19 protein-coding genes and 1 riboswitch are annotated in these 18,371 nt (G+C 47.3%); of the genes, 6 read left to right on the top strand and 13 right to left on the bottom strand.

Annotation, left to right across the window (positions count from 1 at the left end):
- Positions 1-88: 88 nt before the first annotated feature.
- The 3 genes from serS to FD01_RS15200 form a co-directional block, all read right to left on the bottom strand.
- Positions 89-1,369: a serine--tRNA ligase gene (gene serS, locus FD01_RS15210; RefSeq protein WP_056965192.1), complete on the bottom strand. Its 1,281-nt coding sequence runs from the start codon at positions 1,367-1,369 to the stop codon at positions 89-91.
- Positions 1,370-1,635: 266 nt separating this feature from the next.
- Positions 1,636-2,304 (bottom strand): Crp/Fnr family transcriptional regulator, encoded by a 669-nt coding sequence (locus FD01_RS15205; protein WP_056965190.1) that lies wholly within the window; start codon positions 2,302-2,304, stop codon positions 1,636-1,638.
- A complete protein-coding gene (locus FD01_RS15200; RefSeq protein WP_162257377.1) occupies positions 2,291-3,841 on the bottom strand; it encodes a helix-turn-helix domain-containing protein in 1,551 nt (516 codons plus the stop codon). Before FD01_RS15200 ends, FD01_RS15205 begins: the two co-directional genes overlap by 14 nt.
- A 538-nt stretch (positions 3,842-4,379) precedes the next feature.
- Between FD01_RS15200 and FD01_RS15195 the strand changes: the two genes are divergently transcribed.
- Positions 4,380-5,888, top strand: a complete 1,509-nt coding sequence (locus tag FD01_RS15195) for a helix-turn-helix domain-containing protein (RefSeq protein ID WP_056965187.1) — start codon at positions 4,380-4,382, stop codon at positions 5,886-5,888.
- A gap of 50 nt (positions 5,889-5,938) precedes the next feature.
- Here FD01_RS15195 and FD01_RS15190 read toward each other — a convergent pair whose 3' ends face one another.
- A complete protein-coding gene (locus FD01_RS15190) occupies positions 5,939-6,727 on the bottom strand; it encodes a hypothetical protein (RefSeq protein WP_054718860.1) in 789 nt (262 codons plus the stop codon).
- A gap of 565 nt (positions 6,728-7,292) precedes the next feature.
- Positions 7,293-8,702 (bottom strand): amino acid permease, encoded by a 1,410-nt coding sequence (locus FD01_RS15185; protein WP_056965194.1) that lies wholly within the window; start codon positions 8,700-8,702, stop codon positions 7,293-7,295.
- 184 nt (positions 8,703-8,886) lie between these two features.
- Here FD01_RS15185 and FD01_RS15180 point away from each other — a divergent pair, with 184 nt between their 5' ends.
- The gene (locus FD01_RS15180) at positions 8,887-9,873 is read left to right on the top strand and encodes an IS30 family transposase (protein ID WP_056965185.1); all 987 of its coding nucleotides are present in this window, start codon (positions 8,887-8,889) and stop codon (positions 9,871-9,873) included.
- Positions 9,874-9,921: 48 nt separating this feature from the next.
- Positions 9,922-10,092, bottom strand: a riboswitch (Lysine riboswitch).
- A 71-nt stretch (positions 10,093-10,163) separates the two neighbouring features.
- Here FD01_RS15180 and budA read toward each other — a convergent pair.
- The 8 genes from budA to FD01_RS15140 form a co-directional block, all read right to left on the bottom strand.
- Positions 10,164-10,865, bottom strand: coding sequence for an acetolactate decarboxylase (gene budA, locus FD01_RS15175; RefSeq protein WP_054718952.1), 702 nt, complete (start codon positions 10,863-10,865; stop codon positions 10,164-10,166).
- Between the two features lie 22 nt (positions 10,866-10,887).
- Positions 10,888-12,561 (bottom strand): acetolactate synthase AlsS, encoded by a 1,674-nt coding sequence (alsS, locus tag FD01_RS15170; protein WP_056965182.1) that lies wholly within the window; start codon positions 12,559-12,561, stop codon positions 10,888-10,890.
- A 270-nt stretch (positions 12,562-12,831) separates the two neighbouring features.
- On the bottom strand, positions 12,832-13,383 hold the full coding sequence (locus tag FD01_RS15165; protein ID WP_054718954.1) for a hypothetical protein: 552 nt from the start codon (positions 13,381-13,383) through the stop codon (positions 12,832-12,834).
- 125 nt (positions 13,384-13,508) lie between these two features.
- Complete coding sequence (locus FD01_RS15160; protein ID WP_056965180.1) at positions 13,509-14,027, bottom strand: GNAT family N-acetyltransferase; 519 nt, start codon at positions 14,025-14,027, stop codon at positions 13,509-13,511.
- Between the two features lie 207 nt (positions 14,028-14,234).
- Complete coding sequence (gene rpmG / locus FD01_RS15155; protein ID WP_054718962.1) at positions 14,235-14,387, bottom strand: 50S ribosomal protein L33; 153 nt, start codon at positions 14,385-14,387, stop codon at positions 14,235-14,237.
- A gap of 80 nt (positions 14,388-14,467) precedes the next feature.
- Positions 14,468-15,328 carry a helix-turn-helix domain-containing protein gene (locus FD01_RS15150; protein WP_056965178.1) on the bottom strand — a complete coding sequence of 287 codons (861 nt, stop codon included), beginning with the start codon at positions 15,326-15,328 and terminating at the stop codon, positions 14,468-14,470.
- Between the two features lie 311 nt (positions 15,329-15,639).
- Positions 15,640-16,608: a DUF2785 domain-containing protein gene (locus tag FD01_RS15145; protein WP_056965176.1), complete on the bottom strand. Its 969-nt coding sequence runs from the start codon at positions 16,606-16,608 to the stop codon at positions 15,640-15,642.
- Between the two features lie 8 nt (positions 16,609-16,616).
- Complete coding sequence (locus tag FD01_RS15140) at positions 16,617-16,997, bottom strand: DUF1694 domain-containing protein (protein ID WP_056965174.1); 381 nt, start codon at positions 16,995-16,997, stop codon at positions 16,617-16,619.
- 173 nt (positions 16,998-17,170) lie between these two features.
- Here FD01_RS15140 and FD01_RS15135 point away from each other — a divergent pair, with 173 nt between their 5' ends.
- The 4 genes from FD01_RS15135 to FD01_RS16460 all read left to right on the top strand — a co-directional run.
- On the top strand, positions 17,171-17,470 hold the full coding sequence (locus FD01_RS15135) for a hypothetical protein (protein ID WP_054718965.1): 300 nt from the start codon (positions 17,171-17,173) through the stop codon (positions 17,468-17,470).
- 44 nt (positions 17,471-17,514) lie between these two features.
- Entirely contained in the window at positions 17,515-17,682 is a 168-nt protein-coding gene (locus FD01_RS16410) for a hypothetical protein (protein WP_164480473.1), read from the top strand.
- Entirely contained in the window at positions 17,683-18,063 is a 381-nt protein-coding gene (gene tnpB / locus FD01_RS15130) for an IS66 family insertion sequence element accessory protein TnpB (RefSeq protein WP_054719987.1), read from the top strand.
- A gap of 23 nt (positions 18,064-18,086) precedes the next feature.
- Positions 18,087-18,371 (top strand): transposase (locus FD01_RS16460; protein ID WP_202813680.1); only part of this gene is annotated, 285 nt, incomplete at its 3' end.

Here is an 18,371-nt window from a genome sequence, read left to right as displayed (position 1 = left end):
ACGTAAAAGAAAACGTGATTAAATCAACATTAGTGCTTGACTAATGGTAGAAAAAAGACCAGCACGCTGGCTGGTCTTTCAGAAACGATTATGCTTTGGTGATGACGGTTTGGCCACCCATGTATGGGACTAAGACTTCTGGGATCGTGACACTGCCATCAGCGTTTTGGTAGTTTTCCAAAATTGCAGCCACGGCACGACCAACTGCCAAGCCAGAACCGTTCAAGGTGTGAACAAATTGTGGCTTCCCGTTGTCATCACGATACTTAATGCTGGCACGACGCGCTTGGAAATCCGTGCAGTTGGAGCAACTGGAGATTTCGCGGTAACGATCTTGGGCAGGCAACCACACTTCCAGGTCATTGGTTTTGGCACTGGTGAAGCTGGCATCCCCGGAAGCTAAGGTGATCACGTGATAGGCTAAGCCCAACTTTTGCAGCAAGTCTTCCGCATCATGCACCAAGTTGTCCAATTCATGCCAAGAATCTTCTGGCTTGCAGAACTTGACCATTTCGACTTTGTTGAATTGGTGCATCCGAATCAACCCGCGGGTATCCCGGCCAGCAGATCCTGCTTCAGAGCGGAAAGCTGGGGATAAGGCAGTGAAGGATTCCGGGAGTTTGGCCGCATCGATGATCTCACCGCGATGGAAATTGACCAATGGCACTTCTGCGGTTGGAATCAAAGTCATGTTTTGATCATCGTTGGTGATGCTGTATACATCTTCAGTGAACTTTGGAAATTGGCCAGTCCCATACATCGAGTCATCATTGACCAAATAAGGGGTGATCATTTCCGTGTAGCCTTCTTTATAGTGTTCGTCTAAGAAGAAGTTATACACCGCTCGTTCCAAACGGGCGCCGGCACCGATGTAGTAAACAAAGCGCGCACCGGAGACTTTAGCCGCGCGTTCAAAGTCCAAAATACCTAAGTCTTCGCCGATTTCAAAATGGGCTTTAGGCTTGAAATCAAAATTCGGGATCGTCCCCCACTTATATTCTTCACGGGAGTCATCTTCATTCAACGACATTGGCACATCGTCAGCTGGGAAGTTAGGCAAGCGTTCAAGGATCTGTTTGATTTGTTCGGAGACTTGCTTCAATTGTCCGTCAAGTTTACCCACTTGTTGGCCGACTTCGCGCATGGCCTTGATTTGTTCAGAGGCATCAACTTTTTCCCGCTTGGCTTTGGCGATTTCATCAGAAACCGTGTTGCGCTTAGCCTTTAAGCCTTCTGTTTCTTGAATGATCGTGCGGCGTTGTTCATCTAAGGCCAACACTTCATCGATTTTTTCCGCTTTGACGCCACGAGCAGCGAGTTTTGCTTTGGCCCAGTCTGGCTTTTGACGCAATAACTTAATGTCTAACATCTTTTTCCTCCTATAAAAACACAAAAAGAGCCTCCATCCGTTTGGGACGAAAGGCTCTTTTTTTCCGCGGTACCACCCAAAGTTCAGCCAACTGTGGCTACACTCTGCTGGGGTAACGGTCCGACCGTGCATGATTAATGCCCACTCTTGCGCTGGAATAAGGGGATTCGAAGCTCGCACCGACCGCTTCGTCTCTGACACCCCTGTAGAGGCGCTGTTGTTGTGTTTGATGTGTCTAGAATAACGCATCCAAACGCGTTTGACAACTAGTCGGCTAACGCTTCAGGATCAAGGATCGTCAACTTGCGCCCAGGGCCTTGTTTCAAGACCTTCGCATCTTCTAACTCGCGCAATTTACGACTCAAAGTTTCTGGCGTCGTCCCTAAAAACTCGGCCAGTTCTTTTTTCTTCATCGGCAAGGTGAACGTTTCGCCAAGCTCTTCAGCCAGCTCCCCTAAATAATGGGCCAAGCGCGTCGCCACATCAGCGGTGGTCACCAAAGTCGTTTGCGTTTCAAGCGCGGCAATGCGTTGCGCCAAAGCGGAAATCACTTGACTGGCAATCGCGGGATATTGCGCCAACAAAGCTTGAAAGTCTTTTTTGTATAAGACACAAGCAGTGACTGGCTCCATCGCTACAGCTTCAGCTTGATGTTGTTGATCCATCAACAAGCCTTGGTCGCCGTCAAAATCGCCGGCATGCAGCACGCGCAACAATTGCTGGCGGCCATCGGCACTGGAGCGCACTATTTTCACCGCACCAGCATGCAAAATGTACAGCGCATCAGCAGGGCTATTTTCCAAATACAGCGGACTGTTAGCTGGAAAATGGCTGTGATGCACCAGCGCTTCGATTTGTTCGAGTTGCGCATGCGGCAACACCTTAAAAATTGGCACCGTCGCGACGCATAAATGTTCCGGCTTAGTAGTCCCCATCGCCATCCACACTTAGTTTATCATCCCAGATCTGACGCAAGGTGGCATACAATTCTCCGTACCAGTCGTTGGAACTGGTTGAAGCCCACTTGAAGGTCAAGGCATTGCCTTTCTTCTCATAAACATCTGGCACCGTTGAGGACATGATCACCAGATCTGCTTGGTCGAGGTCTTCATTGTCAGGCGAAGTCAATTCCACCCAAGGTTGGCTCATCAAAAAGGCCAATAAGTCGATATAGCCGAGCAAGGTTTGTTCGATCACCACAGCAACTTTAACTTTGACTGGTGGCACAAATTGGACAACCAGTTGTAAGACATTGCGATAGAAGCTTCCCGTCAACGTATCCAAGTAATCAGAAAAATCATCTAATTCATGGCTGAAGACGATGTGCTCCAAGGTTTGACGGACCTTTTTGCGCAGCGTGGGGTTGTCTGGCGTTTGATGCAGCTTCTCGTTGACTTCATAGGCAATGGTTTCGGTAAGATCTTCGCCAAATTCAAGGATCGACACCGTCACTGCCAACAAGTTGGCCAACAACATGTTCATCGTCGCTTCTGGTAACATGCCATCGGCAATGAAGTCCACTGGCAACTTGGTCAAAAATTCCGTGACCAAAGTATGGATCTCAGGGTTATAGCGTTCAAAGCGTTTGACCACCATCGATTTCAAATCCGTGCCAGCCGTCACATAAAACGGCAAGAAGTTGAATAAGAAGAACAACGCTGCGGATTCACCCATTTGTTCCCCGATGGACATCGGGCCAAATTGCGGCGCTGGGTCAAGTTGTTCTGTCATTTCTTCAAAGACATTCGGTACTGGGTACTTCAACGCAAAATGCGTGTTTTGCAAAGATAAACTATGGCCGTCTTTGGCACGTTGTTCCGCCACTGCAGCATAGTACATCGCAATTTCGCGGGTGACTAAGTTCGGACGACCCATGTCAAACATTTTAATGATGGCATCGACTTCGCGGCTTTTTTGATCGCGATCGGTGTCTTCAAAAGGCCATCCCGCACCATCAGTAGCCATCCAGAAAATAATGGTCAAAAAGACCCGGATGCGCTTTTCATCACCTTGCAAGCTGAGCGTTTCATAAGAAAAACGCACGCCAAACTTCCGCGCAAAGTCGCGTACTGGCTTCAAATGCCGCAACATCGTCGCTTTTGACGTGTCTTCATGGGCTAAGAAGTCTTCAAAGTTTGAGAAGCGATGATACAACAGCGCTTCCAAGAACTTATAAGGCTGTCCTTGTTGGACAAAATACAACCGGACTTTGCTGGAGTGTTCGTTGAACAGTTTTTTTGTAGGAGCTGATTTGTGGTGCGTCATCTCTTCTAAAGCTTCAACTAAGCCATTATACGTGTTATACACACTGCCATAGTTGCGGCCAGTCAACGATGCAATTTGCTTTAAGTTGACGTCTTTGACCAGTGGCTTGTTGTCGCGTTCTAAAGCTAAGCGATCTTCCACCGGGGTTTGCGCCACACGGGCGTTGACGATCCGACGAAACAAGCTCATTTTTTCAGATTCAGACATTGACAGGAATATATCTTCCCGACCTCGCATAAACAATTCCTCCAATGATAAAGTTGACAATTATTCTGAAATTATTATAACCGCAGTCAGTAACATTTTTCAAATTAAGTTTTATGAAAAATGACGCCGTTATAAAATCGACTCGACTCGGCGACTTTTTTACGGAAAAACCGGGGTCTATCGAATCAAGATGGCACTCATCATGGCGACTGATTTTTTTGCGAAAAGCAACAGCGCGTAGCTGTGCGGTTGACTTTTGTGCTCAAAAACATACTTGATTCGAAGTCGCGAATGCGGATACATCGAAGAATTAGATTGTGACAATTTGTTGAATTCTGTAATCGTTTCACACAATTTGTATACTAACGAATTACACAAATGCAAGGTTTTGACACCGGTTCAAAATTTAGGAAACCAATTACACTAATAATGATTTGATTGCCTTTCTACTGTTCATCAATCAAGCACGACTTATTGGTAGTATTTTTTTCAAAATTTGATATAATTGCTGTGGAATCGGGAATAAAGGGGTGTCAGCATGCAGCTTGAATCAGTGTTCCTAGAAAAAAACGCCCAGCAAAAAATCGCTTTGTTAAGGGTATTATGCCAACGGGCCCATTTTGGTATTACGATTGCAGACTTAGCCACACAACTCGGGTTCACTTATCAGCGGACTTATAATTTATTTCAAGAACTCAACGCTGATTTAGCTGATCTATACCAAAAAACGCCGACTGCTATGCGCAAAATCCTGGTGGCGGCCTCTGCTCAAAGCGTCTCCTTAGACCGTTACAAAATCCAACAATTTCAAGCCGCAACTGCTTGGCAATTTTTTGATTACGCGGTGCAAGGCCATCAACCCAGTTTAGACCGTTTTTGCGAAGATCACTTTTTATCGCACTCAACGTTAATACGCAAAACTGCAAATCTACGGACCTTTTTAGCTCATTACGATTTGAAGCTCTTATATCCAACCTTAACCTTCAGCGGCCCAGAAGCGCGCTTGCGCTTGTTGTTGCAGCAATGTTATTGGCAAGTGACGCAAGGTGCCTGCTGGCCCTTCACTGCGATTTCTGAATCGGATCTCAAACGCCAATATCAACAATTTCCACGACGGCACGAAAACCCACTGGCCCAGCATATGGATCTGTATTTATTAGCCGTCAGTCGCTTACGCATGGCCCATGGGAACGCTTTGGAACATCAGATTGCGCATTTATTGCCAGACGTGAACGCTTATTTCTCCGCTAATCAATTTCCACATTTAACGCCGCAACAACTCGCCTTTGAAAACCAGTTCATTGCCTTTCATCAAGCTGCCGCGCTGCGTTTTGGCCATATTGGCCTAAACGCGTGGACACGACGCAAGGAGCGTTTGACCTTAGCCACCCCGATCGCCGCCAAAGTCCTCAGTGCTTTGCAACGAAATCTCTTAAATCCCAATGATCCAGGCCATGTCGCCTTACAAACAGACTTGGGCTTACAGCTGAATTTATTGCGTGTGCTCGTTTGTTTTTTTAGTTTAGGCGGCGATTACTGTAAGGCCAGCGACTTCGACGCACCCGTTCAAACTACGGTACGCTTAAATCAATTGAGTATGCGGGCGTATACGTTTGTGACTAACTTACCAGACACACCTGAATATGCCGCGTTACATTCGGCCACGCGTGCCTTTTGTCGTTTCGTCACTTATGTCCTAGCGCCAACGATCAACGCCTTTGATCAAGCAGTCAGGTTGAAAGTCGCCGTGATCCTTGAGCCCAATGACTTGCTCCATCGCCGACTCAACCGTTTTTTGGATAACATGAGCTTCGTGGATCGCCTCACTGGCCCCGACGCCTTGCAGCAATGCGACTTTTTGATCACCGAAGTCTCGATGTTGATCACGCCACAAACCCAAGCGTTTATCCCCAATTATCCCCAAGCCTGCTTAATTTGGGATTTCGATGCCAACGCGATTGATTACCATCATCTGCATCAAAAATTAATTGCCTTGCGCAACCGTCGTTTAGTGGCATTATCTCCAAGCCTAGCCCCTGACGCCTAAAAAAAGGCCCCAACTATCTGAATCAATCAGATAGCTGAGGCCTTTTTGATTTAAACCGTGGCCGAATGAGGCTGGGCGTCGAGTTGTTCACGTTGTTGCGCCAAATGCCGCATCGCTGCGCCATGATACACTTCATCTAAACGATACTCATCATTGCCGAGTTCATACATGACGATCGTCATCACTTCAAAATTGGTGAAGAACCGGCCGTAACTCGGCATGGTTTGCAACCACTGCGAAAAAGCCATTTCAAAATCGTCAACGGTTTGATCTAAGCGGCCAAGCAATTCCTTTAACAATTGCTTTTCAAAACTAGTTACCTTCAACCACGAATTGTGATAATTAAAAGCTTTCAAGTCAACTTCTTCGCTGACATCTAACTCTGAATACATCAATTGCATCAGCGTTTGCACCGCCGCATTGTCATGATGGGTGCTGAATTCAAGCTTGAGCTGATGACGCAACAACAAGGCGCAATAATCATGGTCGCCATCAGCTTGGTTTTGGGCTTGATCCAATAAGGCTTGCACCAAGGGATAGCCTTGCAGATCCGTGCGATAAGCTAGCCGCTTGGCCAATGTAAAGTCGATCACCCCAGGTAAATAATATTCATGGATCCACAACCAGTCATCGATATCCGCCAAGGCTTTGCGGGCTTTGGCCGTCAATTCATTGCCAGTGGCCACAGCTTGTAAATAGCCATGGCTGACCAGCTTGGTGAAGGTTTTTTGGGGATCGAGATGATAACGCTCTTGCCACTTTGCGTCTTGCAAGGTTTGTTGAGCATCCGCCATCGCTACCATGTATAAAAATACCTTAACCTCTGGGGTCATGCGCATACTGTCGCCTCCGTTTCTTGCCTCTCAATTGTAGCGACTAAAGAAAGCGTTGTCAATTTGTACTGATCACAAAATAACTTGTAGCGAATAGACTTTGCCCGAGCATGTTCCAGTAATTTGAAATTGGGACTCCAGCTGACCGTCAGGACGTGGAAAGGGTCCTCGGCCGAACTAGTTTGGATGTCTCGCTACGCTCGCCACCAGCCGGATTTCGACCTGCGGATTTCTGTATACAGGAAACCGCCAGCAGAAAGCTCACCACGTCCCAACGGCTAGCTTCCGTCCCAATTTCAAATTACTTCCACGCCGTTACCCCACTGACACCATGGCACGAAGCTTGCAATCCCAACATTTTACCCGTTTAATCTGTATGTTTGTGATATCAACGGAGGACATTTGTTGGTTGATACGTCTCGTCTAGTTTTCCATAGCAGCGCCAAGATGCAGGCGCTCACAGATTTGCGTGGCATTAGGTAATTTACACCGTTTGTTGGAAGATCAACGCTGTTGGGCATCATTAGGGACAAAAAAGCCGAGACAGCTTTTGTCTCGACCAGGTGATGCCTTATTTTTGTTTGGCTTCTTTGCGATGATCACGATGTGGGGTCAAATCAATTTCGTCGAGTTTCAACAAATGGGTTTTGTGCTTGACCTTGTACCACACCGTTAACACGATGAACAACGGGATCGACATATAAGAGATCAACAAGCGACTCCATTGAAAATGCGGTACGCTGGCGATATCTTGCCCTAAAATCACGATCAAACTCATGATGATCGCTAAAATCGGCCCGATTGGGAACCATTTAGCATGATAAACCAGTTCGGATAACTTGTGACCTTGCGCGATAAATGCCCGGCGGAAGCGATAATGCGATACCGCGATGCCAAGCCAGGCCAAAAATCCAGTCAAGCCACTGGCGGCGACTAACAGTTGGTAGACATTTGGGCCCATGATACTGGATAAGAAGGTCAACGCCCCAACAGCAGTCGTCGCTAGTAACGCGGGCAACGGTACACCGCGACTGTTGGTTTTACCAAAGATCCGCGGCGCAAAGCCAGAATTGCCCATCGCCCAAAGCATTCGTGTCGACGCATACATCCCCGAGTTGGCCGATGATAACACGGAAGTTAAGATGACCGCGTTCATCACACTCGCTGCCCCTGCCAAACCGATGCGCTTAAACACCAACGTAAATGGTGAAATGGCGACATCAGAAGCGGAAGCGCCGAGTAAGTTCGGGCTGGTATAAGGAATGATCGCCGCAATCACGGCAATGGCTAAAATGTAAAACAGCAAGATCCGCCAAAAGACTTGCTTGATGGCCTTGGGAATACTCGTTTCTGGCGTTTCTGATTCCCCAGCAGTGATCCCGATCAATTCCGTCCCTTGAAATGAAAACCCGGCAACGACGAACACAGATAAAGTCGCCGGCCAGCCACCGACAAATGGGGATTGTTTATAGGTGTAATTGGAAAAGCCGATATGTTGCCCACCTAAAATGCCAAAAATCGTCAGCACCCCAACGATCAGGAAAACGATCACCGTGATCACCTTGATCAACGATAACCAATATTCTGTTTCCCCGAAGCTTTTGACAGAAATAATGTTGATGATGAAAATTAACGCGAGAAAAGCCAGACTGATGATCCACCCAGGCACTGCCGGCAGCCAAAAGTGCATCACGATCGCAGTCGTGGCAATATCCACCGCCACGGTGATCGCCCAGTTGAACCAGTAATTCCAACCTAACGCAAAGCCGACTGCTGGATCGACAAAGCGGCTGGCATACTCAGAAAAACTCCCAGACACTGGAATATAAGTGGCCATTTCGCCTAAGCTGGTCATCAGGAAAAATACCATCACCCCAATGCCCAAATAAGCCAGGATCGCCCCACCAGGACCGGCTCCTGCGATCGCGCCTCCACTGGCGACAAACAAGCCAGTGCCGATCGACCCGCCTAACGCGATCATCGACAAGTGCCGCGTTTTCAGTGAGCGAGTCACTTGATTATGTTCAGATTTAGTTGCCAAAACGTTGCTCCTTTTTTGACCTTGAATTTACAATTGAAGTGGAACATTAAGAAATAAGACTGACCCACTAGGAGACAGCGTAGAATGTTGTTTGTTGAGAACACCATTATACGGAGGTTTCCTAATGAGCCATTACAATCAGCTTACCGCTATTGAACGCGGTCGTATAGAGTCTTTTATCCAGCTTGGGCTATCCCTTCATGAAATAGCAACGCGTTTGAGCCGCAGCGTTAGCACGATTTCTAGAGAGGTCCATCGATGCACTAAAGAATACAAGGCGTTGGCGGCACAGAAAGATTACCTCAAGAAGCGTAAAGCCTGCCGTCGTCCGCGGATCTTTGAGAACGCTGAGCTCCGAAGTTCGGTCATTAAGGCTATCCAAGATGATCATTGGTCGCCAGAACAGATCGTCGGAAACTACATACGGACCCAAGGATCAAGTCCATTCAGCTTCGTCACAATCTATCGAGAAATACATCGATATAACCTTGGTGTACCTAGAAGTCATGGTGCTAGAGGCATTGCACGTAAATTGCGTCACCGAGGTAAGACAAGGCATAAGAAAGGCTACGTTGAGAAAAGAGGAAAGATTCCGATTTCACACAAATTGGCGGAGAGACCATTGGAAGCTGATAAGCGTACTCGGCTTGGTGACTGGGAACTCGATACTGTTGTTGGTCGTGACGGTGGCGATGTTCTTGTCACAATGATTGATCGCCGCAGCCGACTCTTACTGGCACAAAGGGCCGCCGGTAGGAAGGCTTTACCAGTCCTAGAAACCTTGAAAGCAATCTTCTCAAAGATCCCACATGATATTCTTCATACAATCACTCCTGATCGAGGAAAAGAGTTTGGAAGGCACGCAGAGCTCACAAACGAGTATGAAGTTGAGTTCTATTTTCCCAATCCGCATGCGCCATGGGCCAGAGGAAGCAACGAAAATACCAATGGATTGATTCGGGAATATATTCCCAAAGGAACAGACATCTCTACAATCACAGACGAAGAAATCAATCGAATGGTGTGGCAAATTAACACTCGCCCTCGCAAGATGTTTGGTTGGAAATCTTCGCTGGAAGTCTTCTGGTCGGAGATGTTCCACTTAGCTTGACAATTCAAGACCAAAAGAAAAGCGCCGCCTAAGCGTGCGCCAAAAAACAAGTTCATTAGCACAACGCATTCGCGACAGTCCAAGTGGTATTTCCGACTTGGCCCAAGTTCAACTGTTGTTGCAGTTTCGCTTTCGGCGCGCAGGCCTTTTAACGGATTTGCTCGTGGCAACAACCACCAAACCCGCCGACTCATCATGCGCGCGACCTCTAAAGATTGGATTCAATTTTTCATTGTCCAGTATAGCAAAAAGCCGCCAGCATAAGCTAGCGGCTCTCACGGCGTTCTCACTTACTTCTCAGCAAGTTCGATATCGCTGACGATTTGATCACTGTCCAGATCTAAGGCTTGAAATTCTGGATCAGCTAAGGGTAAATGCAAGTCTAAATCTTCAAACGCTTGGATCTCTAAATTGGCTTGTGTCACGTCGGCATGCAACAAATGCCCGCCAAATTGCTGATCATCGCTTAAGAAATGCAAGTGAAAACCAGGCGCTGCCACCCCAGCAAACAATTTCGGCGAATAATAGCCGATGATCGTACCGTGCATTTCAGCTTGGGTGAACACGCTTTGGGCTTCAGCGGTCGCTTTGAGCGTTGGGTAAGGCCGCTTTTGCCCCGCCACTGCGCGCGTGGTGACATTGGCGAAAGTCCCAGTGAGCTTCACACTGGAAAACACATTTAACGAGATCAACTGTTGCGCCAAGCGCTCACGCAAGGCCGCGTCGTTCACTGCAGTCAGTTCACCAACTGGCGTAAAGTCGGCGTGATGGACATTGGCAAAGGGTACCATTTCTGAACCATCGACGACCCGGACGTCCCCTTTGGCATTCACTTGAAACACCGTGCCGTTTAAAATGATCAATTCCCCATCTAAACCGGACAAAGTGCCGATGCCAGTGTCGCCATGTTGCAATAAGTCGTGAATCGATAAGGTTCCGCCAAATAATCCCGGCACCAGATTTGCTAAAGTCCCATGTTGATACAATTGCATTGTTTCTCCTTTGTGTCGACGATCAGAATTGATCTTCTAACATGTCTGCCGACAACTTCAAGTTATCCGAATAATCCACCGGAATATCCACCACAACTGGACCATCAGTGGCAAAAGCTTCATCTAAAACAGCGCCGAGTTGTTCCGGCTTTTCGACACGCAGGCCTTTAGCCCCAAAACTTTCGGCATACTTAACGAAATCAACCGGGCCGAAGTTGACACCAGCAGAATGGCCATACTTCATTTCTTCTTGGAATTTCACCATGTCATAATGGCCATCATTCCAAATGATATGCACCAAATTGGCGTGCAAGCGCACTGCCGTTTCCAGTTCTTGGCCGGAGAACAAGAAGCCCCCATCACCAGAAATGGAAATTGCCTTTTCATTGGGGCGCACCAACGTCGCTGCGATCGCCCAAGGCAAGGCCACGCCTAAGGTTTGCATCCCGTTAGAAAAGAGCAAACGTCGCGGTTGATAACTACGGAAATGCCGCGCTATCCAAATGTAAAAACTGCCGACATCTACTGCCACGGTCATGTGATCCGTCACGCGTTTTTGCAGTTCAGCGACGATGCTCAACGGATGAGAATAAACTTGATCAGCCACAGCCGGTGGCACATCGCGTTCTTGCAATTTAGCTTGTTGGGCTTGTAAGTAGCGCTTCGCACTTGGCGCCACTTGATAGCCGCGCACCAATGGCGTCAAAATTTCTAAAGTCTGGGCAATATCGCCGATCAGTTCCGTTTCTGGCTGGAAGTTGTGGTCGATTTCAGCTGGCGCTTGATCGATCACCACAATGCGGGCTTTGCCATCGGCGTTCCAGTTACGCGGTTCGTATTCGACTGGGTCGTAGCCGATGGTGATCACAAGATCTGAGCGTTGCAGCAATTGATCCCCTGGTTGGTTGCGGAACAAACCGACACGACCAAAGAAGTTGTCTTCCAAATCCGCAGAAATGATCCCGGCGCCTTGGAACGTTTCAACGACAGGTAATTCACTGACAGATAATAATTCGCGAATCGCTTTGGTCACTGCCGCACTTGACGCACGCATGCCCAGTAATAGCACTGGCAATTGGGCATCTTTGATTTGGCGAGCCAAGTAAGTCATATCAGCAGGGCTAGCTGGGCCAAGCTTTGGTGCCTTCATCGGGCGAATCACTTCAGAAGTGACTCGCGCATCCGTCACATCTTGTGGGACTGAGACAAAACTGGCGCCTTGCTTGCCGGATTCTGCGGCTTGATACGCATTGGCGATAATTTCTGAGACGTTATCAGGATCTTGAACTTCAGCGGAATATTTGGTGATCGGCGCAAACAAGTCGGCATTTTTCATGCTTTGATGTGCAGAGCGCAATAAGTCAGCACGCTTGACTTGGCCGGAAATCGCCAATACTGGGTCACCTTCTGCGTTCGCAGTCACCAAACCGGTGGCGAGGTTGGACGCCCCAGGGCCTGAAGTCGTGATGACAACGCCGGGCTTGCCAGTGATACGCCCAATGCCACTGGCCATAAAGGATGCGTTTTGTTCGTGGCGCGCCACGATCAGCTTTGGCGCTTTCGGGTTTGTTGGGTGTTCTAATTTCTCAAAGACGCGATCGATTTTGGCTCCCGGAATTCCGAAAACGTAATCGACGCCGTGGTTGATCAAGCTATCGACGATTAAATCTGCGCCATAGCGCTTTTCTTCTGACATGAGCTGCCTCCTGTGTGGTTGTCTGTCATATAGATTACCACGAATGTGTATTAATGCAACTGAAATTTTTTAGTTATTTATTGCACAAATCGGGTTTCACTGTTTCATTATCAAAAATGATCTGTATCTATATCGCAACATTTCAATCATTGAAGCGCTTACGTTTAGCGCTATCATAACGGAAAATACCCCAACAAACAATTTTCCAACGTGGCCATTTTCAAAACCAAACCACAAAAATAGCCGAGGTTTCACACCTCGACTACTGCATTATGCGTTGAATGATTTGCTGATCTTACCGATCCCTTGTTCTGGATCCGTCATTTGGAAATCAAAATCGTACTTTTCAAAAATATGTTTGAGCTTGGCATAGTTTTCTTTATCAAAAGAACTGATATTGCCATCGATTTTGCCGACTTCGGCTTTACGCGCTAAGTTCATAAAGGCCTTTAAAGCCAATTGCGCCAGGCCCATGTTTTGGAAATCGTAGAAAGCTAAACGACTTTCACTGCCTAATGTTTCCAACACGGTGATGTGCATTTTGTCCTGCCAACGATCAGTATCAAACAATAGTTGGGATTGGAACTCCGCTTTTGAATGACCGTACTTGTCGACATTTTCAAACGGCGTATAGACGGAAATGGTAAAGCTTTTGGCTGCGGAGTCAGGCTTGTAGTCCGTATAAACGATGTATTGCGTCGCCTTCGATTCGCTGTCTGGCTGCGGTTGATTCATGCTAGATAAAATGGTGAGTTGTTGATCGCGTTCGATTGCGGCCAAGCGTTTGGCATACACCTGATCATACTCTGTTTGGGAACTCATGTTGAAACCTCCACCTGAAATGTTGCTTTCATTATAGCATTATCTATCGCATCCCACGACAGTTCTTTTCAAATTGAAATGAAAAAATAATTTTGCGGTCATGAAATAATAAAAAAAGTGACTTTTCATGCAACTGGCAAGCGGCGATAGTAGGCTTCGACCACTTGATCCCCGCGGCGCAAACCCATTGGAATCGGCACTTGATACTGATAAACAAAGCAATGGGTCGTTAACAAATTGATCGAGCGCTGGTTGTCAGGATACACTGCCGCCCAAATTTCAGTCACGCCAGCTAACCACAAAAAATCACACAACAATTCCAGCGCTTCTGCCATAAAACCTTGGCCCCAATAGTCTGGCGCCAACGCATACCCTAATTCACGCGTCAAAGATTCTGGATCATCAGGATCAGGGGTGGGTTGATAGGCCCCGATATTGCCGATCAACCGTCCGTTTAAGGTGATAGCAAAATCACTGCGTTCGAGCATAAAGCGCGTGATCGCCGCTTCGGCATCACCAATGTGGCGCATCGGCTGCATCCCGGCAGGCTGATACACCCGAGCATCTGACGCATAATTGAAATACGCTGGCGCATCTGCCAGGGTAAAATCGCGAATCACGATGCGTGAACCAACTAAGTGCATGCGCTCACCTCCTGAAATTAGTGTAAAGCATTCGACGCCGTCGAACAATTCTGGCGCCGCCGCAATCTTCGAAAAAATACGGTACAAATGAGGTACAGGCACCAGAATGCACCCGCTCGACAGTGGGTCAATGCCAAAGAAAAAGCCGCCACTCAAGCATTAAGCTCAAGTAGCGGCTGGGCGTCACGGCCGTAGACGACGAAAGAATTACTTCTTAACTTCGGTAAAGGTAACGCGTTTGCGCAACTTTGGAGAATACTTCTTCAAAGAAAGACGGTCTGGCGTGTTACGCTTATTTTTGGAAGTCAGGTAGATCCGTTCGCCGGTTTCAGCGCATGCAAGTAAAATGTTATCACGCATGTTCTTCACCTCGCTTTTAGATTTAAACTAACTTATTTATCATATCGAATTTCAGGCGTTTGTCAAGGAATTTTTCTTGACTAAGCCGTCGCGCTATTCAAAAAAGTTTCCAAGTTGCGCGATTGGTTCACCCGCGCCAAGGCTTTGGCAATGACATAAGTCGAATCTGCCTCTTGGTCGCCAAGCTTCTCCATGGCTTGGGCGCGCAAGGCGTACAACTCATCTAATAAGAACAACGAGTCATGGCTGACGGCAACTTCAATGCCTGCGCCGACATGCTTGAGGACTTGTTGGTATTCCCCTAGTTCATAATAGATTCGGGCAGTGTGCCAATAAATCGTCAACTCGACATCGAGATACTTGGCTTCTTTCAGCGGCATCCCCTTCAACAAACTCAAGGCTTGATCGATATAGACGCGCGCGCGTTCTTGGGCGCCTTTTTCCGCATAGGCCAACCCTAAACCCAAAGTGGCCATGATCGCCAATAAGTCACGTTCTCGCGTCACTAAAGGATTGAGCACCCGACCAAAGAAATAGATCGCTTCGTCTGGTTGCTTTTCGGCAAACAATTCGATCATCCCTTTGAAATAGTAGAAGCGCTTTTTGTCGTCTGAGTTCTTTAACTTATCCACATTCAACTTGTTCAACGTTTCTTTGGCCACGTCGAATTCAGAATGACGCACCAACTTTTCCACCGCAGACAAAATTTGTTGCGTCTTATCGCGGTTTTCCACCACGATATCGGCCATGGTCACCCCGAGGCGCTCCACCAAGCGCACCAGGATATTCATGCTTGGGACTTTGTTGCGTTTTTCGATCAATGAAATCGTCGCTTGCGTGCAAATACCTTTGGCTAATTCTGCTTGCGATAAACCTTTCAACTTCCGGTAATGGCGGACGCGTTCCCCCAGGATGCGTAGCGCCGGCTGTGTCTTTTGCATGACGTTCACTCCCATACTAAATCCGATTCACAATTACATACTCCATGAAAATATCATTGTGTTACCGTAATTATACTGAAAAATATTGTCGTTGACTACTATTATTGTCACGTCACTCTAAAACCAAATAATTATCACGCTTTTGTTTGTGAATTCATGATTGTTTCCATGAGGTTTCGATGACAGGCTTGTCATTACCGTTAGAAAACTTTCATGCGTAAACGTGATATTAAGGCTATTTAGAACCACTCTAACCTGTGGCTCACCCGTTAGCCTTCACCCATTACTTAGAATCCTAAAAAATTGTTCACCTAGTACGCATCGATGATTTTCTGCAAATAATCCACCACCACTTGGGGCATGTCGGCGCGCATGATGCAAGCTTCCAGCAAGCGCGAGCGGTTATACCACCGATTCCAAAAGGCTTGCGACTCTTGGGGTTGGACATGACGCAGGCGTTTTTGCCAAGCGGTCAATGCCATCACCAATGACTGCGCATAAAACTGATGCATCAACGCCAAATTGGTCAAATACAACGCAAACCGCATCGCTTCGCCATACACCAAAGGATGGGCCATGCGCTGCCACCCGTTGAGTGCGGTCATCATTAAGAACACTTTTTGCGCGCGGGTCAGCGAGCTGACATCGCTGAGTTCGTCGAGCAAATTGCCGATATGCGTATAAGTGTGCGCCCAGCCTTTGTTTTCCACATAACCGCGGCCATCTTGTTCTAAAGCGATATACGTGGCCACTGGTAGCACCAGATCATTGTAATCTTGATCAGATAACACATGATACGTGTTACGGTCGGCGTACACCACGGCACTTAAAATCATCACCGCAAACGAGCGCAGAAATACCGCGTCGTTATCCGGCTCTAAAATATGCGCGTACAACACATCAGGGGCTTGCAGGCGTTTGAACAACCACTGAATTTGATCCGGCGTCGCCCCACCGCCTTGAAGCCAGTCGCCTAGCGTGAAAAATACCCCTTTATCGCGCACTGCTGGCTGTAAACTGCCTAAATGATCGACTAAAAAGGACAATTCATCATCGCTTAACGTCGGCTGGACTTGTTTTTTATTGCGCGCATTGATGGCTTGAATTTTCTGCAATGCTGCCATGTCGTCGCTAGGCACGATCACCGGCGTGGCAGGCACTGGGGTGATATTGGCCATGATTTTTTGAATGCTGGCTGGCAAGCTGACAAACTTTTTGCCGGCGATCAGTTGATCATAAAGTTGTTGTAATGCGTGATACGTGGTTGCTAATTCGTCCATACTTGCTCCTACAATAAAATGGGTCGGGTAATTTTTTCCGTTGGGTGGGCCAACACCCAGCCAAAATCATCAGCTGTGATCGGTTTATTCACACGCATCCCAGATTGCGCCATGATGGTAAAGGCGTAATTGTGGGCCAGCGCTTGTTGCATATAAGGAGTGATCACACTTTGCGGCATGCGGCCATTCAAGTAAATACGATAACCTGGATAGCGTTCAAGTACCGAATCCAACAAGTTGTAAATGCGCTCATCATGCAATTGGCGCACCGTGACGGCCATGGCCACGCGTTCGCGAAAGTTCCCTAAAAACGCCCGCTTTTCATCAGGTTTGATCGTGGGAATGCCTAATGATTTGGCTTTGATAAAATCATTGAGATCTTCAGCCATCGGATCACCTCCTTATATGGTCAAGTTTAACACAGGGTGGGAAAAGGACCTATTTTATCGCGTTTCGTGTCGCGTCGACCTAAAGGATAGCACAACACTTCTGTTACAATGAACTCAGTCGCATATACGCCCAGACCGGAATGGCGCAAAAAGCTGGACTTGGAGGAATTGATATGCAAACAGTGGCTAGCCTCATTGCCTTGGGTGGCATTGTCGTTGCCGTTCATGGGGTGTTCCAATGGCGCACACTCAAAAAGCAAGGCGAAAATACGCACAAAGCCAAACTGATGATTCCACTTGGTATTTTAGGGGTGATCATTGGCGGCGCTTTGATCACAACCACACCAGAATATCAAAAAGGATTAGCGGAGTATGAATCAGGCACTCGCCAAAGCCAAAAGGCAGACAGGTCGAAAAAGGCATCTTCAAAGGTAAGCACCCAACCAAATGACGAATTTTCACCAACAATTTAACGCGCTACACTTACCTCATCATAAATGAATGGTGAGGTATTTGTATGGAAGATAAACCTGATGTTGTTCATTTTCAAATGGATCAGCCTAAGTTGAGGCAGTCGGAGGTGACCAAAGCACTACAGATAAAATTGAGTAATGAGAAGACCGTTATCGTCTATAACCGCGTCAACAACTATATCCTTGATGCACTTTTAAAGGCGGTGTTCTAAATGTTGCTTGATCTCAAGCGTATCGCTCAAGTCTATTTAGTATGCGGTCGTACCGACTTACGTCGAGGAATAGATGGCCTAGCTGGAATTGTCCAAGAACAATATGAACTGGATCCCTACTGTCAGAACCTCTATCTGTTTTGTGGCAGCAAGAAGGATCGGTTTAAAGCTTTGTACTGGGACGGCGATGGCTTTGTGTTATTGTACAAGCGTTATGAGAACGGTCGTCTTCAGTGGCCAATGGATCAAAACGCCGCCAAGGCGCTGACCCATCAACAGTTAACTCGACTTCTAACTGGTTGGTCGATTGAATCTTCGATTCATTCAGTAAATCCACCAAAGAAGTCGTATTCAAATCAGCAAAGGAGTGGTAAAGTCTAAATCAACAATAAGGTGGCGAGAACATGAGCAAAATGGCAACGGTCGATGAACATGCGGAAGTACTCGCGTTAAGGCAAAAGGTCGACGAATTAGAAACTCAGCTTGAGTGGTTTAGAAAGCAAGTGTTCGGCCAAAAATCTGAGCACGCAAAGCCTATGGATGCCAATCAGTTGTCCTTGTTTGCCCAACAGGTCGAACAAGCGCAAGTAGCCTTATCCGCCGCCGAACAAGAAACTCATGTCAACGCCTATGTTCGAAAGAAAAACAAGAAATCAAACGAGAAGCTCGGCCATGAGGTCGAAACCATC

Source organism: Lacticaseibacillus manihotivorans DSM 13343 = JCM 12514 (assembly GCF_001435035.1).
Classification (GTDB): domain Bacteria; phylum Bacillota; class Bacilli; order Lactobacillales; family Lactobacillaceae; genus Lacticaseibacillus; species Lacticaseibacillus manihotivorans.
Note: the sequence above shows the minus strand (reverse complement) of the source record. Positions and strands in the feature narration are given on the sequence as shown.

Bases quoted from the DNA above. Each gene is read 5' to 3' on its own strand.
- serS (WP_056965192.1), bottom strand. From the start codon at position 1,369: ATGTTAGACATTAAGTTATTGCGTCAAAAGCCAGACTGGGCCAAAGCA.
- FD01_RS15205 (WP_056965190.1), bottom strand. From the start codon at position 2,304: ATGGGGACTACTAAGCCGGAACATTTATGCGTCGCGACGGTGCCAATT.
- FD01_RS15200 (WP_162257377.1), bottom strand. From the start codon at position 3,841: ATGTCTGAATCTGAAAAAATGAGCTTGTTTCGTCGGATCGTCAACGCC.
- FD01_RS15195 (WP_056965187.1), top strand. From the start codon at position 4,380: ATGCAGCTTGAATCAGTGTTCCTAGAAAAAAACGCCCAGCAAAAAATC.
- FD01_RS15190 (WP_054718860.1), bottom strand. From the start codon at position 6,727: ATGCGCATGACCCCAGAGGTTAAGGTATTTTTATACATGGTAGCGATG.
- FD01_RS15185 (WP_056965194.1), bottom strand. From the start codon at position 8,702: ATGATCGCGTTAGGCGGGTCGATCGGCACTGGCTTGTTTGTCGCCAGT.
- FD01_RS15180 (WP_056965185.1), top strand. From the start codon at position 8,887: ATGAGCCATTACAATCAGCTTACCGCTATTGAACGCGGTCGTATAGAG.
- budA (WP_054718952.1), bottom strand. From the start codon at position 10,865: ATGCAATTGTATCAACATGGGACTTTAGCAAATCTGGTGCCGGGATTA.
- alsS (WP_056965182.1), bottom strand. From the start codon at position 12,561: ATGTCAGAAGAAAAGCGCTATGGCGCAGATTTAATCGTCGATAGCTTG.
- FD01_RS15165 (WP_054718954.1), bottom strand. From the start codon at position 13,383: ATGAGTTCCCAAACAGAGTATGATCAGGTGTATGCCAAACGCTTGGCC.
- FD01_RS15160 (WP_056965180.1), bottom strand. From the start codon at position 14,027: ATGCACTTAGTTGGTTCACGCATCGTGATTCGCGATTTTACCCTGGCA.
- rpmG (WP_054718962.1), bottom strand. From the start codon at position 14,387: ATGCGTGATAACATTTTACTTGCATGCGCTGAAACCGGCGAACGGATC.
- FD01_RS15150 (WP_056965178.1), bottom strand. From the start codon at position 15,328: ATGCAAAAGACACAGCCGGCGCTACGCATCCTGGGGGAACGCGTCCGC.
- FD01_RS15145 (WP_056965176.1), bottom strand. From the start codon at position 16,608: ATGGACGAATTAGCAACCACGTATCACGCATTACAACAACTTTATGAT.
- FD01_RS15140 (WP_056965174.1), bottom strand. From the start codon at position 16,997: ATGGCTGAAGATCTCAATGATTTTATCAAAGCCAAATCATTAGGCATT.
- FD01_RS15135 (WP_054718965.1), top strand. From the start codon at position 17,171: ATGCAAACAGTGGCTAGCCTCATTGCCTTGGGTGGCATTGTCGTTGCC.
- FD01_RS16410 (WP_164480473.1), top strand. From the start codon at position 17,515: ATGGAAGATAAACCTGATGTTGTTCATTTTCAAATGGATCAGCCTAAG.
- tnpB (WP_054719987.1), top strand. From the start codon at position 17,683: ATGTTGCTTGATCTCAAGCGTATCGCTCAAGTCTATTTAGTATGCGGT.